This is a genomic window from Sporosarcina soli (assembly GCF_042655805.1).
GTDB classification, from domain to species: domain Bacteria; phylum Bacillota; class Bacilli; order Bacillales_A; family Planococcaceae; genus Sporosarcina; species Sporosarcina soli.
In genome coordinates, this window is record NZ_JBHSNO010000007.1 from 22,553 (window position 1) to 38,685 (window position 16,133).

The window sequence follows — 16,133 nt, forward strand, 5'->3', positions numbered from 1 at the left end:
ATGATGTATTACTCAATATACGCATGAATCGTCGTAATTATACGAAAGGTGGACAAAAGTGGATTTAGCAAAAAATGAAGATACAAGTTTGAAAGAACAGGCTGAAAAGGTGGAGAAATTCTTATTCAGTCAAGAGACATGGGAAACTCTCGGAACAATAGCCATCCGAGTTCTAGTTATTGTAGTACTGGCAGCTATCGTTGTCAGAGTGGGCAAATTGGTCATCCGCCGTGTGTTTAAAGTGAAAATGAAAGTGCCATTGCGCCAGTCTGAACGTCGGGAACAAACGTTAATGAAGCTATTGGAGAATACATTGGCTTATGTCGTCTATTTTTCAGCGATCATGGCGGTTCTGGCTGAGTTTAAAATTGATGTAAGAGGATTGCTGGCTGGGGCGGGTGTGCTCGGCCTTGCAGTCGGTTTCGGTGCGCAAAGCCTTGTCAAGGATGTCATCACCGGTTTTTTCATTATCTTTGAAAATCAGTTTTCTGTCGGAGATTATGTGAAAATCGATACGGCGGAAGGAATCGTTGAAGAAATTGGTTTACGTACGACGAAAATTAAAAGTTTTACGGGCGAAGTTTCCATTCTGCCGAATGGCACCATTAGTCGAGTTGTCAATTATTCCAAGGAAAATTCGTTGGCGATTGTCGATGTCACGATTCCTTTTGAAGTAGGCGTGGAGAAGACAGAAAAGCTCATTGAAAACTATTTAATTTCATTAGGGAAGAAAAATGATGATTTTATCAATAACCCGAAGTTAATCGGAGCTCAGAATTTTACGGAAACGGAAGCTGTTGTACGCATAATTGCTGAAACGAAACCGATGCGTCATTTTGATAGTGCAAGGACAATTGGTATCGGTTTGAAAAAGTATTTGGAACAGGAAGGTATCGAGATTCCATACCCGACCTTGGTCACGAAATCGTTCAGCAATGTCTAAATAGAATAGATAAGAAAGGATGTGCGTGAAAATGGAAGGAAAAGTGTTTGGATTGAATGACGTTGTCGAGATGAAAAAGCAGCATCCATGTGGAACAAATGCTTGGAAAATCATTCGCATGGGGGCGGATATCCGCATTAAATGTGAAGGATGCGGACATAGTGTCATGATCCCGCGCAACGAATTTACGAAAAAGATGAAGAAAGTGATCGTCAAAGCGGAATCTTGAGCACGAATGGACATCTGGGACTGATGTCCTTATAATGGAAGAGTTGTATACGGAATAAATGAGTGGACATATAAATGAGAGGTTGTGGAATGAATGGCGTTAACAGCTGGAATTGTCGGTCTTCCGAACGTAGGGAAATCGACGCTATTCAATGCAATTACCAAAGCGGGGGCCGAGGCAGCGAACTATCCGTTCTGTACGATTGATCCGAATGTCGGCATCGTAGAAGTACCGGATGAAAGACTTGAAAAATTGACGGAACTTGTAACACCGAAGAAAACGGTGCCCACTGCATTTGAATTTACAGACATTGCAGGGATCGTTGAAGGGGCAAGCAAAGGGGAAGGGCTCGGGAATAAATTCTTATCACATATTCGTGAAGTGGATGCTATCTGTCAAGTAGTTCGTTGTTTTGCCGATGAAAATATTACGCACGTTTCCGGGAAAGTGAATCCGATTGATGATATTGAAGTCATCAATCTTGAACTGATCCTTGCCGACATGGAAAGCGTGGAAAAACGGTTGACGCGCGTTTCCAAAATGGCTAAACAGAAAGACAAGGATGCAATGGCGGAAGAACCAATACTCCTGAAACTGAAAGAAGCATTTGAAAACGAACAACCAGCACGTTCTATCGAGTTTGCGGAAGAAGAATACAACCTCATTAAAGGGATGCATCTTTTGACGATTAAACCGATGCTCTATGTAGCGAATGTTTCAGAAGATGAAATTGCGGATGCGGACAACAATGAGTATGTCCAAGCTGTCCGTGAATTCGCGGAAAAAGATAATGCGCAAGTCATCGTCGTTTGTGCCAAAATCGAAGAAGAGATGGCTGAGCTTGAAGACGAGGAAAAAGCGATGTTCCTCGAAGAGCTTGGCATCCAAGAATCAGGTCTTGACCAACTGATCAAGGCGGCTTATAACTTGCTTGGACTTGCTACCTACTTCACGGCAGGCGTGCAGGAAGTAAGAGCTTGGACATTCCGGAAAGGGATGAAAGCACCGCAATGTGCAGGTATCATCCATACCGATTTCGAGCGTGGGTTCATCCGTGCAGAAACCGTCGCGTATGATGCACTTGTTGAATCGGGCTCAATGGCCGCAGCAAAAGAGGCGGGGAAAGTCCGTTTGGAAGGTAAAGAATATGTCGTAAAAGACGGAGACGTCATGCTGTTCCGTTTTAACGTTTGATCAACGAAAGCGTCGCATCGGTTTTTAAGTACCGGTACGACGCTTTTTATTAATGTTTTAACTTTTGTGGTGCATAGACATAAAGCTTAGGCAACTCGGGGTCATCTTTGACAAGCCAGTCATCGGGCAATTTACGCAATTCCTTGTACATCGCAAAGTCGCCGGCGGCACCGCCAATTAACAATGCAGCCAAACTGATGAGCAAACCACTTCCGATGTACAATCCGATCAAGGCAGGGACGATTCCTGTCGTCCAAAAAGGGAGAAGCAATGCTTTCCGGATGGCACGATTCGTCATCAGCTGATCAGTTGTCGCATAAGCAATACCCATTTTCAAATTGACACCGACAACCATCCGTTTCCAAGGAACTCCACCGAAGATGCGAAAGCCAATCAAATGAAAAAACTCATGTAAAATAATAAGAACAACATATCCGACAATGGAAAAGACGACTGTCCATAACGAAAATGTGAACATGACAGCTTTTTCAATGACCACCTTCAAGATCAATAAAAGAAGGCCGGATAGGATAGTCAAGATGAGACTTCTCTTTGCTACTGCGGGCAAATCGATTTCAATCACTTTGTCGGGCTCAGGAAATTCATTCAACAAAATCACCTCTATCCATATAGTATACAAGAAAATGGTTGAAAGTTTAATGCAGATATGCTAATATTTACTGATGTGAGTAATACAATTACTTACTCCTTGCCCGCTGCAATCAGCAGGGCCAAAGTCCATAAGGAGGTGACTGAAGATGAGAAAGTACGAAATCATGTACATCATCCGCCCAACGGTAGAAGATGAAGCTAAAAAAGCGTTGATCCAACGTTTTGATGAGGTCCTTACTTCTAAAGGTGCGGAAATCATCGAGTCGAAAGAGTGGGGCAAGCGCCGTCTTGCTTACGAAATCGACGACTTGCGTGAAGGTTTCTACCAGCTTGTAAAAGTGAACGCTGGTGCTGAAGCGATCGATGAATTTACACGTCTTGCGAACATCAACGAAGATATCCTTCGTCATATGGCTGTTCGTCTTGATGCTTAATCTTAATGCATATAAATATGTCAACAGATGACACTTACAAAATGATGAGGGAGGTTGAATTCTGATGATTAACCGAGTTGTTTTAGTAGGGCGATTGACAAAAGATCCAGAGCTGAAATATACACAAACCGGGATTGCTGTCACACGTTTCACGTTAGCGGTGAACCGGGCTTTCCAAAGCGCATCAGGCGAAAGGGAAGCTGATTTCATCAGTTGTGTAGCTTGGAGAAAACAGGCTGAAAATATCGCGAACTTCTTGAGAAAAGGAAGTCTTGTCGGAGTGGATGGCCGTATCCAGACGGGCAGCTTCGAAGGACAAGACGGAAAGCGCGTCTATACAACTGAAGTTGTAGCGGATAGCACACAGTTTCTCGAGCCGCGTAATGCGAATGCCGACAATAGGTCCGGATCTTCTTACGGTGCGCCGTCGTACGGTGCTCAGCAAGGGGGACAACCAGGCTATCAGAATCAGCAGCCTAGTCAACAACAATATCAACAACCGAATCAGCAAAACTATACACGTACTGACGATGATCCATTTTCGATGGGCGGAGGTCCGATTGAAGTATCGGACGACGACCTGCCGTTCTAAGATCTCGTGTGTATAGTCGATCAAAGAAAATAAGGGTTTTTGATAGGCGAGCAATGCGCCGCTTATCGGAAGCCGAGAGAAGGAGGAGAATAGTATGGCACCACGTCGTGGAGGTAAAAGACGTCGTAAAGTTTGTTATTTCACATCCAACAACATTACGCATATCGATTATAAAGATACAGACCTACTTAAGAAATTTATTTCTGAGCGCGGAAAAATCTTGCCTCGCCGTGTAACGGGCACAAGCGCGAAGTATCAGCGTAAACTGACACTTGCGATCAAACGCTCACGCATCATGGCACTTCTTCCGTTCAGCGCGGAAGAAAGATAATTTGATTGACAGATCGCCTTCTTGTATTGGGACAACCCGTACAAGGAGGCGATTTTTTTGTTGGTAAAATTAGTTGGTGAGAGGAATAATTGATGTATGATCAATTGCAAGCTTTAGGTGATGTTAAGCGCTCAAGAGTGTTTTGTAGTGATCAAAGCAAGTACCAGGCGCTCAAAACCCCATCAAAAATTCCCTAATTCAATCATAAAAAGGTTAAAAAGGAAACTGACTTCTATAACCTCCGACCATAACAGTACATGCGTTCTTTTTTGTTAAATACATAAATCGTGATACAATTATAGAAGCGCTCTCTTTTGAATCGTTAGTTGTGAAATCGATGGATACATCAAATTGTCCAGCGAAAGACCGGAGGAATCTAGATGATGAAAGACGATCCGAGAAAAATTACTTATGGGGCAATGATGATTGCATTATTCGCTATTTTGCTGGCGATTATTTTGTATGTGCCGCCTATAGGTTCGATTACGATGTTCCTTATTCCATTGCCTATCATATTATATGGATTAAGGTATGATCGTGCGTCGACCATTCTTGTGACAGGGGCAGGTATTGTTGTGTCTCTTTTAATTGGGGGCATCGCTCTTCTTCCTTTTGCCTTTGTATTTGGATTGGCAGGATGGATGATTGGGGAGATGATCAAAGCAGGGAAGTCGAAATTGTATCTGTTCATGGGGCTGTCCCTCATGTATATCATGACTTCTATTATTGTGTATGTAGGGGCAGTCTTATTATTCAACATCAATTTTGTGGATCAACTGTTCACGATGATGCGGGAATCGCAACAACAATTCGCCTCTTTCATGGGGACGTATGGGACGCTTCCAGCGAATTATAATGAGATGACGGAAGCGATGTTCACGTTTTATGAACATACGATTCCGGCTGCTTTTATCTTGACTTGTTTTTTATTTGCTTTTATTACGTTAATCCCGAATTTGTTTCTTGCTAAACGGTTGGGGCATCAAGTGCCAAAGTTTCCGCCGTTTAGAAATATGAAGTTGCCTGTCATTACTGTTTTTGCATATGGAGTGGTCCTTCTCCTGAATATGACAGTTGCAATGGAGCCGGGAACCGATTTGTATCTGATCTGTGTAAATGCATTGATTATTTTAAGGACGCTCTTCCTGTTGCAAGGGATTGCACTGATTCATTTCTATTTGCATAAAACGAAGTTACCGAAAGCAGTCACGATTGTTGGAACATTGTTTGCATTATTTCTCCATCCAGTGACGACATTACTTGGGGTATTGGACGCAGGTGTTAATATCCGTTCCTGGATTCGCAAAGACAAGAGCAGGTAGGAGGGTGGAACAATGACATCATTTTTTCGGAAAAGGACAATTCGTTATCCATTACTTCTATTGTCGCTCTTAGGTCTAGTAGCGTCAGCACTCCTTCTCATGTCCTTTTTTTGGATTGGGCTTGTTTTTACAATTGTATTTGTAGTGACGGTAGGAATTGCGTGGAAGATGGAAGAGCGTACGTATGTCGAAACGGAAAATCATATTGAAACACTTGCATTTCGGGTGAAAAAAGTCGGGGAAGAGGCTTTTCATGAATTACCAATCGCCATCCTTCTCGTGAATGAAAAGAATATGGTTGAATGGGCGAACCCGTTTGCCATGAAAGTGTTTGACTCGGATTCGCTTATTGGCGATGAATTATTCAATCTCTCCGGACAATTCCGTGCAATTTTGAAGGGGAGCAAAACTGCTGATCCATTCATTACAGTTGGAGAGCGGACGTATAAAGTCATTTATAAAGCGGAAGAGAAGCTGATTTACTTATTTGACGTGACGGAGCAAGTGGAGATTGAGTCGCTGTATTATGCAGACCGCACAGTTTTGGGTATCATGCTTGTCGATAATTATGACGATCTTTCTCAAGCGATGGATGACCAGACAAGAAGTCAGCTGAATTCTTTGGTGACGTCTCTTGTCAATCGTTGGGGAACGGAAAATGGCATCTTCGTTAAAAGGATCGCTTCTGACCGTTTCCTCGTTGTATTCAATGAAGCAACTTTGGCTGAATTGGAGAAGACGAAATTCTCAATTTTGGATGATATCCGGGAAAAGACAGCCGAGCAAAGCACCGCGTTGACTTTGAGTATCGGTGTAGGTACAGGTTCCACTTCGTTGACGGAACTGGGAGAACTGGCGCAATCCAGCTTGGATCTTGTTCTCGGGCGTGGTGGCGATCAGGTGGCCATTAAACGACATGATGGTAAATTGAAATTTTATGGTGGCAAGACAAATCCTGTTGAAAAAAGGACACGGGTTCGAGCAAGGGTTATCTCTCATGCACTGCGTGATCTGATTCAAAGCAGTGATAAAGTTTTTGTCATGGGACATAAAATGCCGGACATGGATGCAATTGGTGCTGCCATCGGTGTTCGGAAAATGGCCCGCATGAACAATATTGAAGGCTATATTGTCGTCAATTTCAATGAATTGGATGGCAGTGTAACGCGGTTAATGGATGAAATTGATCGTGATGTTTCGCTTGCCAGTCAATTTATCCAACCGGAGGACGCACTACCCCTGATGACAGAACGTTCACTTGTCATTATTGTGGATACGCATAAACCGAGTATGGTCATTGATGAACGTGTGCTTGAGAAGGCCGAAAAAGTGGTTGTCATCGATCACCATAGACGGGGCGAAGAATTTATCAATAATACGATGCTCGTCTATATGGAACCGTATGCGTCCTCTACTGCGGAGCTCGTGACGGAATTACTTGAGTACCAGCCGAAGAACGAGAAGCTGACGATGCTTGAATCGACTGCGCTACTAGCTGGTATTATTGTCGATACGAAAAGCTTCACTTTACGGACGGGGGCGCGAACATTTGAAGCAGCATCGTATTTACGGACGTTCGGAGCAGATACCGTCCTTGTCCAGCGATTGTTAAAAGAAGATATTGAGACGTATATCGCCCGTTCGAAGCTGATTGAAACCGTTGAGTTATTGGAAGGTGGGATTGCCATCGCCAAAGGGAAGGATCAAATCGCATATGGTCCGGTTCTCATTGCGCAGACGGCAGATATTTTACTAACGATGCAAGGTATTGGAGCATCTTTTGTGATTGCACCTCGGGAGGACGGTAAAATCGGGATCAGTGCCCGTTCCCTTGGTGATTTGAATGTCCAGCTTGTCATGGAAGAACTCGGCGGGGGAGGACATTTGACAAATGCAGCCTGCCAGTTAGAGGCTGAGACGGTTCAAGAAGCCGTGGACATGTTAAAATCAGTATTAGAGACGAGAATGGAAAGGGGAAGTTCATCATGAAAGTAATCTTTTTGCAAGACGTAAAAGGTAAAGGGAAAAAAGGGGAAGTAAAAGAAGTATCTGTTGGTTATGCGCAAAACTTCTTACTCAAAAACAATTTGGCGGTGGAAGCAACGGCCGGGAATATGAGTAAATTGGAAGGCCAAAAGAAACGCGCTGAAAAAGACGCAGCGGAGGAATTGGCAGAAGCGAAAAAGCTGAAAGTAGAGCTCGACGAAATTACAGTTGAAATGACTGCAAAATCTGGCGAAGGCGGGCGCTTATTCGGTTCGATCACAACGAAACAAATTGCAGAAGCATTGCACAAAACGAAAGGCATTAAAGTGGATCGTCGAAAAATGGAACTTGCGGATGCTATCCGGACACTAGGCTATACAAATGTTCCAATCAAAATCCACCCTGAAGTAACGGCTACGTTGAAAGTGCATGTAACAGAAGAAAGATAAGGAGATAGAAAGATGGACCAGATGTTCGATCGCGTCCCCCCACATAATAACGAAGCTGAACAGTCGGTCATCGGGGCAATTTTCCTTGAGCCGCAGGCGTTGATTACGGCGGCGGAGCTTCTCGTTCCGGAAGATTTCTACAGGATTGCGCATCAGAAAATCTTCGATACGATGATCAGTCTAAGTGACAAAGGGCAGGCTATTGACGTTGTCACCGTTACAGAAGAACTTTCGGCTAAAAAAGAGTTGGAAGATGTCGGAGGCATTTCATATTTGACGGAAATTGCCAACGCTGTCCCAACAGCCGCTAATATCGCGTTTTACGCACGGATTGTAGAAGAGAAGGCGCTATTACGCCGTCTGATCCGTGTGGCGACGTCGATCGTGGAAGACGGCTATGCCCGGGAAGACGAAGTGGAAGCCTTATTATCTGAAGCAGAAAAGAAGATGATGGAAGTTTCCAATCGGAAAAATGCCGGTGACTTCCGTCATATTAAGGACGTCCTTGTCGAAACCTATGACAATATCGAGCTTCTTCATACACGGAAAGGCGATATTACAGGCATTCCAACAGGGTTTCGTGATTTGGACAAAATGACGGCTGGGTTTCAGCGTAACGACTTAATCATTCTTGCTGCCCGTCCTTCTGTCGGTAAGACGGCGTTCGCATTGAATGTGGCACAAAACGTGGCCACGAAAACCGATGAGAATGTAGCCATCTTCAGTTTGGAGATGGGGGCGGACCAGCTCGTCATGCGGATGCTATGTGCGGAAGGGAATATTGATGCACAAGTGCTACGGACCGGTGCACTTGAAGCGGAAGATTGGCGCAAACTGACAATGGCGATGGGTAGTTTATCGAATGCTGGGATTTTCATCGACGATTCATCCGGTATCCGGGTCAATGAAATCCGCTCCAAATGCCGTCGTCTTCAACAAGAGCATGGACTGGGCATGATCATCATCGACTATTTACAGCTGATTTCAGGGAGTGGACGTGCTGGGGAAAATAGGCAGCAGGAAGTATCGGAAATTTCTCGTTCATTGAAAGGGCTGGCAAGGGAATTAAAAGTGCCAGTCATCGCACTTTCCCAGCTTTCCCGTGGCGTCGAGCAACGTCAAGATAAGCGTCCGATGATGTCCGACCTTCGGGAATCTGGAAGTATTGAGCAAGACGCGGATATTGTTTCGTTCCTTTATCGGGAAGATTATTATGATAAAGAGACCGAAAATCAGAATATCATTGAAATTATTATCGCAAAACAACGGAACGGTCCGACGGGTACTGTTTCGCTCGCATTTGCGAAAGAATACAATAAATTCGTCAATATCGACTGGAGTCAGCACCAACCACCAGCCGGAGCTTAGACATAAAGAAAAGTGTTAGGAAAGTCCTCTTATCAAACGGGAATTTCGTTTGATAAGAGGACTTTTCGCGTTTTATTCAAAAGGGTATATTGTTGTGATGGTTACCCAGTAAATGGTATTAAATAAGAATAATTGGATGCAATTATACATTTGTATTACAAAGGACTCTAAGTATACAAGAGTTGAAAAAAATATGTTAAATTAGAGTGGTGTGAAAAATAGAGCATATCTTGACTAACTACTGGTTTTCCGGTCGAAATACGGAAGGAGTACAAACATGTTTTTCAAAAGCATGAATAATAGAGGGAAAGAGGATACTTCCCCTATGTTCATAAAACCTTTTTCAAAGGTTAACGTCATTCTGATCAGTACTTTGTTGTTAATAGTCATCGGCATACAAACAGGGTTTGCAAATACATTACAAGGCTCAGGCCTTTCTACTGTTTATCATATCTATTCAGAAGGAGAATATGTAGGAGTCATTTCCGACAAGGAAAAAATAGAGGAATTGCAAGAACAAGAGCTGCAACAGGCGGCCTCCGAATATGGAAATCTCTCCTTATCAATTGGCACGGATTTGTCCGTCATTCCGGAATTGGTTTTCGCGGCTGAAACGGAAGATGAACCCGTACTTGAAAAACTCCATGAACTACTATCTGTGGAGGCAGAAGCAACCGGCGTTGTCATTGATGACAAACTGGCATTCTACGTCAAAGATCAAGACGATTATGATGAAGTGATTCGCCAATTGAAACTGCAAAATGTAACGGAACAAGAGCTTAACGAATTCGAAGATCGCATGTCCTCTACAACTACAATCCCCCCTTTAAAGGAGGATGAAACCCGTATCCTTGATATTCTGTTTAGCGGCGAGATGAAAGCAGAAACAGGGAGCACATCTCCAGAAGAAGTGAGAACGGTAAAAGAAGCTTTAGTCCTATTAAACAAAGGCACGTTGGAAGAAAAGGAATATGTCATTCAATCCGGGGATGTGTTAGGCGGAATTGCCTCTGCACATCAGATGACGACGGCCAAATTACTTGAGCTCAATCCGGGTTATACGGTCAATACACTTCTCCAACTTGGAGAAGAATTGAATGTGACTGTCACCGAACCTTATGTTGAAGTGGAAGTCCATTACGAAGCGAAAAACAAACAAACGATTAAACATAAAGAGATTACAGAAAAAGATAGCTCGATGTTTAAAGGTGAAAAGAAAGTGACCCAAAAAGGATCGGATGGCGAAAAGATCGTTACAAAATACATCCGAAAACGCAATGGTCAAACAGTAGGTAGCGATGTTATCGACGAAAAGATCCTTGTGGAACCGACTGACAAAGTGCTGGTCGTAGGAACAAAGGTGATGCCTTCCAGGGGCACAGGCACATTTGTATGGCCTACAGCCGGCGGATATGTATCGAGTCAGATGGGAGTCAGATGGGGAAGAGTGCATCAAGGGATAGACATTGCCCGTCCATCATCACGTACCATTTTAGCGGCTGACAATGGAGTGGTCACAAAAGTAAGTCGACATAGTACTTACGGGAACCACATTGTCATTAAACATAACAACGGTTATGAAACGTTATACGCCCATCTCGCTTCGACAAATGTTAAAGTAGGACAAACTGTCCCGCAAGGAGCAAAAATAGGGGTTATGGGTTCAACAGGCCGTTCGACTGGCGTTCATCTCCATTTTGAAGTGATCAAAAATGGAGAAAATATTAATCCATTGACTGTAGTAAGAAAATAAATGCATGGGGGACGGTACACTGTTGTATCGTCCTTTTTGTTCTTGTATTGCCAATGTTTGGGTCAAAAGGGTTAAGTGAACCTTTGTATGAAAAGCGGTTATGCATGCGTATATGCCCATGTTTCGACAAGATTCGGAAAGTTATTTCCCGGGAAATGGCTTACCGCAGTTTTGCGAATCGCTTGGAAGCGTGATAGAGTAAAAGAAAATGTATTGTGGCGCTATAAAGGCGGGAAAGGATAGAGAATATGCAAAGTAAAACAATCCTTGTAGTAGATGATGAAAAACCGATTGCAGATATATTGGAATTCAATTTGAAAAAAGAAGGCTTTCAAGTATTTTGTGCTTACGACGGAGAAGAGGCACTTGAAAAAGTGGAAGAAGTCAAGCCAGACATTATGTTGTTGGATATTATGCTTCCAAAACGTGATGGTATGGAAGTCTGTCGAGAAGTTCGTAAAAAGTATGACTTTCCAATTATCATGCTGACAGCGAAAGACTCAGAAATTGATAAAGTATTAGGGTTGGAATTGGGCGCGGATGACTATGTTACCAAACCGTTTGGTACTCGCGAGCTGATTGCCCGTGTGAAAGCCAATTTACGCAGACATATGAAAACGATCTCCGACGAGCAGGAAGCGACAACGAATGATATCGAAGTAGGTAGTCTGATCATACAACCGGATGCCTATCTCGTATTGAAACGAGATGAAACGATCGAATTGACGCATCGTGAGTTTGAATTGCTTCATTATCTTGCGAAGCATATCGGGCAAGTGATGACACGTGAACATCTGTTACAGACCGTTTGGGGCTATGATTATTTTGGAGATGTACGGACGGTAGATGTCACCATCAGACGGTTGCGCGAAAAGATTGAAGATACACCGAGCCATCCAGCATGGATCGTCACACGCCGCGGTGTTGGCTATTATTTGCGGGATCCAGAACAGGAGTAATCATCATGCAAAAAGTCGGTCTTTTCCGGTCGATCCATCTTAAATTTGTACTTATCAACGTGATGCTTATCCTCATTGCCATGCAAATTATCGGGTTCTATTTTGCCCAAAGGCTTGAAGATACATTGAAAGAAAACTTCACGACATCGATTCTAGATCGGATGAATTTGGCTGAGTTTAGCGTGCGGGAAGAGATGTTAAAGGACGTGGATGAGCCCTCACTTGCAACGAGGCTCCGTACAGTTCTTTCCAATTCCACGTCGGATGATATTAGCGAAATACGTGTAATCGATGCTAAATATACAATCCTAGCAACATCCGTCATGGAAAACGGGTCGATGGTTGGGCAGCGTTCTACGGATGATATTGTCCGGAAATCGATTATGTCGGAATTGCCGGAAGAAACGATTTACCTTGATGAGAGTACGATGAGGCGGATATGGGTTCTCGTCACACCAATCATCTCGGATAAAAAAATCATTGGAGCCATCTATGTCCGATCCAATATTGAAAAAGTGTATGAGCAGATTGAAGAGATCAATCAAATTCTGGCAGGCGGCGTAGCCGTTTCATTGTCGATCACGATCATCATTGGCATCTTTATTGCTCAGACGATGACAAGGCCGATTTCGGATATGCGACGTCAAGCCCAAACGATGGCAAAAGGGGATTTTTCCCGTAAAGTACGTGTTTACGGAAATGATGAAATTGGCCAGTTGGCGATCGCCTTCAACCATTTAACGAACCAATTGCAGGAATCCCAGTCGACGACAGAAAGCGAAAGGCGCAAACTGGCTTCTGTTTTGGAGAATATGACAGACGGCGTCATTGCGACCGATCGAAAAGGTCGCGTTAGCCTCATCAATGATTCTGCTCTTGCCATGTTGAGATTGACAAGGGATCTCGTATTGAATCGACCGATTACAAGTATTCTTGGCGTGGAACAGGAGTATGCTTTTGAAGACTTGATCCAACTGAAAGAGTCGATCGCCTTGGATTTCAGTACCGAAGAGCAGCCCGCAATTTTGCGCGCCAATTTCTCGATCACGCAACGGGAAACGGGCTTTGTCAATGGCCTCATCGTTGTTTTACATGACAATACAGAACAGGAAAAAATCGATATGGAGAGACGGGAGTTCGTCTCCAACGTTTCACATGAACTGCGTACGCCTTTGACGACAATGCGCAGCTATTTGGAGGCCCTTGCCGATGGAGCTTGGCAGGATAAGGAGATTGCACCATCCTTCCTGCATGTGACACAAACGGAGACGGAGCGGATGATCCGCCTCGTCAATGATCTATTGAAATTATCGCGAATGGATAGCGAGGATTACGATCTTAACTTGGAATGGGTAGAATTCAACGACTTCTTCGAATCGATTATCGACCGCTTTGAGTTCTCGAAATCACAGGACGTCAAATTCAATCGTCTGCTTTCCAATGAAGACTTTTTTGTGGAAATCGATACGGACAAGATGACACAGGTAATTGATAATATCATATCGAATGCCATGAAGTATTCACCGGATGGCGGGGAAATCTGCTTTAGTGTCACGCAGTCCGACGATCATATTCAAGTGATGATCTCCGATGAGGGGATGGGGATACCGAAAGCCAATGTCAAGCGTATATTTGAACGGTTTTACCGGGCCGATCGAGCTCGCTCACGTGCTTTGGGCGGTACGGGCCTTGGTCTTGCGATTGCCCGTGAAATGATCATGGCGCATGGCGGCGAAATATGGGCAGAGAGCGAAGAAGGTAAAGGGACGACGATCTACTTTACATTACCGATTGAACATCAAGAGGAAGGTGAGTGGGATTGAAACATATTGAAACGGTCAAATCCATCATACTTCTCCTACTTATAGCCTTAAGTATCACGTTCACATTTTCCATCTGGACGTATTCTCCGCGTTATGAAACGATGGATCAATCACCGACAACTGATAATATTGCCATTGCCAATAAGGAATCGATTGATCAGATCATCAAACCATATAAGACCGTTTTCAATTTTAACGACAGTCTGAGAGGTACAGTGAATGCAAAAGAGATCGATATGATTATCGATGAGATTTCCGATTGGAAAATTACAGACATCTCACTTGTCAATCAGAATTTCGGCGCAGAAGAATGGGGAGCTTTGTTAAGGAAACCGAACCGGTTTACATTGTATTACCATGGAGAAGTGCCATTGACGCTATATGATACGGTACTTTATATGGATGAAAAGATGTTGAATGTCCCTGAAATTTCTTTTGATCGGCTTGTTATTGATTGGAATGCTTCCCATACGTATTTGGATATTCTATTTATAAGTAAAATGAACAAAACGATGTATAGTGCAAAAGCACAAGTAAGGGATTATAAGGAATTCGAACGTACTATCTTGACGATGGGACAGGAATTCGAAGAGTACGGGGAAGTGAATCCAGGGGGCTCTCCTTATATCGTCGTACCAACTGGAACTGTGGAAGCAAGAAAGAATACGTATTTCCAAGAAGAAGTCAGACCCAGCCAATTTCGTAATGCGTTGTTCAGCGATCCGAGTGCAGTTCGGCGCAGTCAACTGTCTTCCTACGTAGAGGACTATGGGGACAATCAAGCGTTAATGAAAGTGTATACGGATAAAAAGAAACTGGAGTTTATGTATCTTTTCGAGGAACCCAATGAATTAGCGATACCATCGGAGTTGTTAGAGAAAGCAATCTATTATGTGAATGAACATAGCGGATGGACGGATGAATACCGTTACACTTATATGGACCCGGCATCTAGCACGGTAAGATTTCGGTTATTTTTACATGGCTTACCGGTTTACACGGATTCCTCACTCACAACGGAAATCGTACAAAAATGGGGTAAAAACGGGATTACCGACTATTCAAGGCCTTATTATACACGTGGGACAACGCTTGAATCGAAAGTGCAACAGTTGCCGTCCGGTATGGAAGTTGCCGAAAGACTGAAGGAATCAGATATGATTGACCTTGATAAGGTCGAAGAACTGACAGTGGGCTATTTTATGAAATATGACATGAAGCAAGGTTTACTCATTATGGAACCCGCTTGGTTTTACTTATCGAAGGGAAATTGGAACCGTTTCTTGCCTGAAACATCGGGAGGTGAGCTGATTGGATTGGAATAAAACGAAAACGATATTTATCATCGTATTTTCCATTTTGAATGTTTTCCTTTATTCATTCTATTTCAATCGGCTCATGGACGAACAAAATGTACAGGTGATGGGGAAAACCTCAACAGAAGACTTGTTGAAGATGGACAATATCACTTACAGTGAATTGCCACCTTATATTAATGACCCATCTTACTTATCAGCCAAGTCCAAGAAGTTCACAAAGGAGCAACTGGACGCTCTTGACGATCAAGCACCAATCCTAGAGGACGGAACATACCTTAAATCCATCTTGAAAGAGCCCGTCAGTGTGATGAATGAAAAAGGGGACTATGATTTTACAGAGTTCCTATCCAAGCATGTGCTGTTCGGTTCAGATTACGTATTATGGGATGTAGATGAAGAAGAACGACAGGCGCTATTTTTCCAAAAAGTGAAGGATAACCCGATTTACTTTAGTCGTAAAGCGATGCTGACCGTCTTTATGAACCGTGATGGAGAAGTGACGCATTACGAACAGAGCATGTTTGATGAATTTGATAGTTTTAACCGGAAGAAAGACTTAATTTCACCGATCGAAGCGATTGGAAATCTGTATTCACGAGGCTATTTACCGCAAGATTCCAGCCTTCAACAGATGACACTTGGCTACTCGACGTTTGTCCAGGTGACGGAAACGCAAGTGTTTGCCCCGACATGGCATGTTCGTGTAAAATTGAAGGATGGCAAGGTAGAAGATTATTTTATCAATGCGATTGAAGGTAAAATGATAGAGTTTCAGACGGAGTCATCGGATGAGGATGAGGACAATGAATGAGAGGTTTT

16 protein-coding genes are annotated in these 16,133 nt (G+C 43.4%); 15 read left to right on the forward strand and 1 reads right to left on the reverse strand.

The window, feature by feature from the left end; genetic code table 11:
• The first annotated feature begins 58 nt into the window (after positions 1-58).
• From ACFPRA_RS13795 to ychF, 3 genes are all read left to right on the forward strand, one after another.
• The gene (locus ACFPRA_RS13795; RefSeq protein WP_381435709.1) at positions 59-943 is read left to right on the forward strand and encodes a mechanosensitive ion channel family protein; all 885 of its coding nucleotides are present in this window, start codon (positions 59-61) and stop codon (positions 941-943) included.
• Positions 944-974: 31 nt separating this feature from the next.
• Positions 975-1,172 carry a DUF951 domain-containing protein gene (locus ACFPRA_RS13800; protein WP_381435712.1) on the forward strand — a complete coding sequence of 66 codons (198 nt, stop codon included), beginning with the start codon at positions 975-977 and terminating at the stop codon, positions 1,170-1,172.
• Between the two features lie 93 nt (positions 1,173-1,265).
• On the forward strand, positions 1,266-2,366 hold the full coding sequence (ychF, locus tag ACFPRA_RS13805) for a redox-regulated ATPase YchF (RefSeq protein ID WP_381435714.1): 1,101 nt from the start codon (positions 1,266-1,268) through the stop codon (positions 2,364-2,366).
• 49 nt (positions 2,367-2,415) lie between these two features.
• On the opposite strand, the gene ACFPRA_RS13810 is transcribed toward ychF, so the two are convergent.
• Positions 2,416-2,976, reverse strand: a complete 561-nt coding sequence (locus ACFPRA_RS13810) for a DUF3267 domain-containing protein (protein WP_381435717.1) — start codon at positions 2,974-2,976, stop codon at positions 2,416-2,418.
• Between the two features lie 148 nt (positions 2,977-3,124).
• Between ACFPRA_RS13810 and rpsF the strand changes: the two genes are divergently transcribed.
• The 12 genes from rpsF (at position 3,125) to ACFPRA_RS13870 (ending at position 16,125) form a co-directional block, all read left to right on the forward strand.
• A complete protein-coding gene (gene rpsF, locus ACFPRA_RS13815) occupies positions 3,125-3,412 on the forward strand; it encodes a 30S ribosomal protein S6 (protein WP_239390000.1) in 288 nt (95 codons plus the stop codon).
• A gap of 64 nt (positions 3,413-3,476) precedes the next feature.
• Positions 3,477-4,004: a single-stranded DNA-binding protein gene (ssb, locus tag ACFPRA_RS13820; protein WP_381435719.1), complete on the forward strand. Its 528-nt coding sequence runs from the start codon at positions 3,477-3,479 to the stop codon at positions 4,002-4,004.
• 94 nt (positions 4,005-4,098) lie between these two features.
• Positions 4,099-4,335: a 30S ribosomal protein S18 gene (gene rpsR / locus ACFPRA_RS13825; protein WP_239390002.1), complete on the forward strand. Its 237-nt coding sequence runs from the start codon at positions 4,099-4,101 to the stop codon at positions 4,333-4,335.
• Positions 4,336-4,715: 380 nt separating this feature from the next.
• On the forward strand, positions 4,716-5,657 hold the full coding sequence (locus tag ACFPRA_RS13830; RefSeq protein WP_381435722.1) for a YybS family protein: 942 nt from the start codon (positions 4,716-4,718) through the stop codon (positions 5,655-5,657).
• Between the two features lie 12 nt (positions 5,658-5,669).
• Entirely contained in the window at positions 5,670-7,646 is a 1,977-nt protein-coding gene (locus tag ACFPRA_RS13835; protein ID WP_381435725.1) for a DHH family phosphoesterase, read from the forward strand.
• On the forward strand, positions 7,643-8,092 hold the full coding sequence (rplI, locus tag ACFPRA_RS13840; protein ID WP_381435728.1) for a 50S ribosomal protein L9: 450 nt from the start codon (positions 7,643-7,645) through the stop codon (positions 8,090-8,092). The genes ACFPRA_RS13835 and rplI overlap by 4 nt, the downstream gene beginning before the upstream one ends.
• A 12-nt stretch (positions 8,093-8,104) precedes the next feature.
• On the forward strand, positions 8,105-9,460 hold the full coding sequence (gene dnaB / locus ACFPRA_RS13845; RefSeq protein ID WP_381435730.1) for a replicative DNA helicase: 1,356 nt from the start codon (positions 8,105-8,107) through the stop codon (positions 9,458-9,460).
• A 277-nt stretch (positions 9,461-9,737) separates the two neighbouring features.
• Positions 9,738-11,213 carry a peptidoglycan DD-metalloendopeptidase family protein gene (locus ACFPRA_RS13850; RefSeq protein WP_381435733.1) on the forward strand — a complete coding sequence of 492 codons (1,476 nt, stop codon included), beginning with the start codon at positions 9,738-9,740 and terminating at the stop codon, positions 11,211-11,213.
• A 248-nt stretch (positions 11,214-11,461) separates the two neighbouring features.
• A complete protein-coding gene (gene yycF, locus ACFPRA_RS13855; RefSeq protein WP_381435736.1) occupies positions 11,462-12,172 on the forward strand; it encodes a response regulator YycF in 711 nt (236 codons plus the stop codon).
• Between the two features lie 5 nt (positions 12,173-12,177).
• A complete protein-coding gene (gene walK / locus ACFPRA_RS13860) occupies positions 12,178-13,995 on the forward strand; it encodes a cell wall metabolism sensor histidine kinase WalK (protein WP_381435738.1) in 1,818 nt (605 codons plus the stop codon).
• Entirely contained in the window at positions 13,986-15,320 is a 1,335-nt protein-coding gene (locus tag ACFPRA_RS13865) for a YycH family regulatory protein (protein ID WP_381435741.1), read from the forward strand. Before walK ends, ACFPRA_RS13865 begins: the two co-directional genes overlap by 10 nt.
• Entirely contained in the window at positions 15,307-16,125 is an 819-nt protein-coding gene (locus ACFPRA_RS13870) for a two-component system regulatory protein YycI (RefSeq protein WP_381435743.1), read from the forward strand. The genes ACFPRA_RS13865 and ACFPRA_RS13870 overlap by 14 nt, the downstream gene beginning before the upstream one ends.
• The last annotated feature ends 8 nt before the right edge of the window (positions 16,126-16,133 follow it).

What these genes read in the sequence shown, in the direction of transcription:
- ACFPRA_RS13800 (WP_381435712.1), top strand. Translation starts at nt 975, where the DNA reads ATGGAAGGAAAAGTGTTTGGATTGAATGACGTTGTCGAGATGAAAAAG.
- ychF (WP_381435714.1), top strand. Translation starts at nt 1,266, where the DNA reads ATGGCGTTAACAGCTGGAATTGTCGGTCTTCCGAACGTAGGGAAATCG.
- rpsF (WP_239390000.1), top strand. Translation starts at nt 3,125, where the DNA reads ATGAGAAAGTACGAAATCATGTACATCATCCGCCCAACGGTAGAAGAT.
- ssb (WP_381435719.1), top strand. Translation starts at nt 3,477, where the DNA reads ATGATTAACCGAGTTGTTTTAGTAGGGCGATTGACAAAAGATCCAGAG.
- rpsR (WP_239390002.1), top strand. Translation starts at nt 4,099, where the DNA reads ATGGCACCACGTCGTGGAGGTAAAAGACGTCGTAAAGTTTGTTATTTC.
- ACFPRA_RS13830 (WP_381435722.1), top strand. Translation starts at nt 4,716, where the DNA reads ATGATGAAAGACGATCCGAGAAAAATTACTTATGGGGCAATGATGATT.
- ACFPRA_RS13835 (WP_381435725.1), top strand. Translation starts at nt 5,670, where the DNA reads ATGACATCATTTTTTCGGAAAAGGACAATTCGTTATCCATTACTTCTA.
- rplI (WP_381435728.1), top strand. Translation starts at nt 7,643, where the DNA reads ATGAAAGTAATCTTTTTGCAAGACGTAAAAGGTAAAGGGAAAAAAGGG.
- dnaB (WP_381435730.1), top strand. Translation starts at nt 8,105, where the DNA reads ATGGACCAGATGTTCGATCGCGTCCCCCCACATAATAACGAAGCTGAA.
- ACFPRA_RS13850 (WP_381435733.1), top strand. Translation starts at nt 9,738, where the DNA reads ATGTTTTTCAAAAGCATGAATAATAGAGGGAAAGAGGATACTTCCCCT.
- yycF (WP_381435736.1), top strand. Translation starts at nt 11,462, where the DNA reads ATGCAAAGTAAAACAATCCTTGTAGTAGATGATGAAAAACCGATTGCA.
- walK (WP_381435738.1), top strand. Translation starts at nt 12,178, where the DNA reads ATGCAAAAAGTCGGTCTTTTCCGGTCGATCCATCTTAAATTTGTACTT.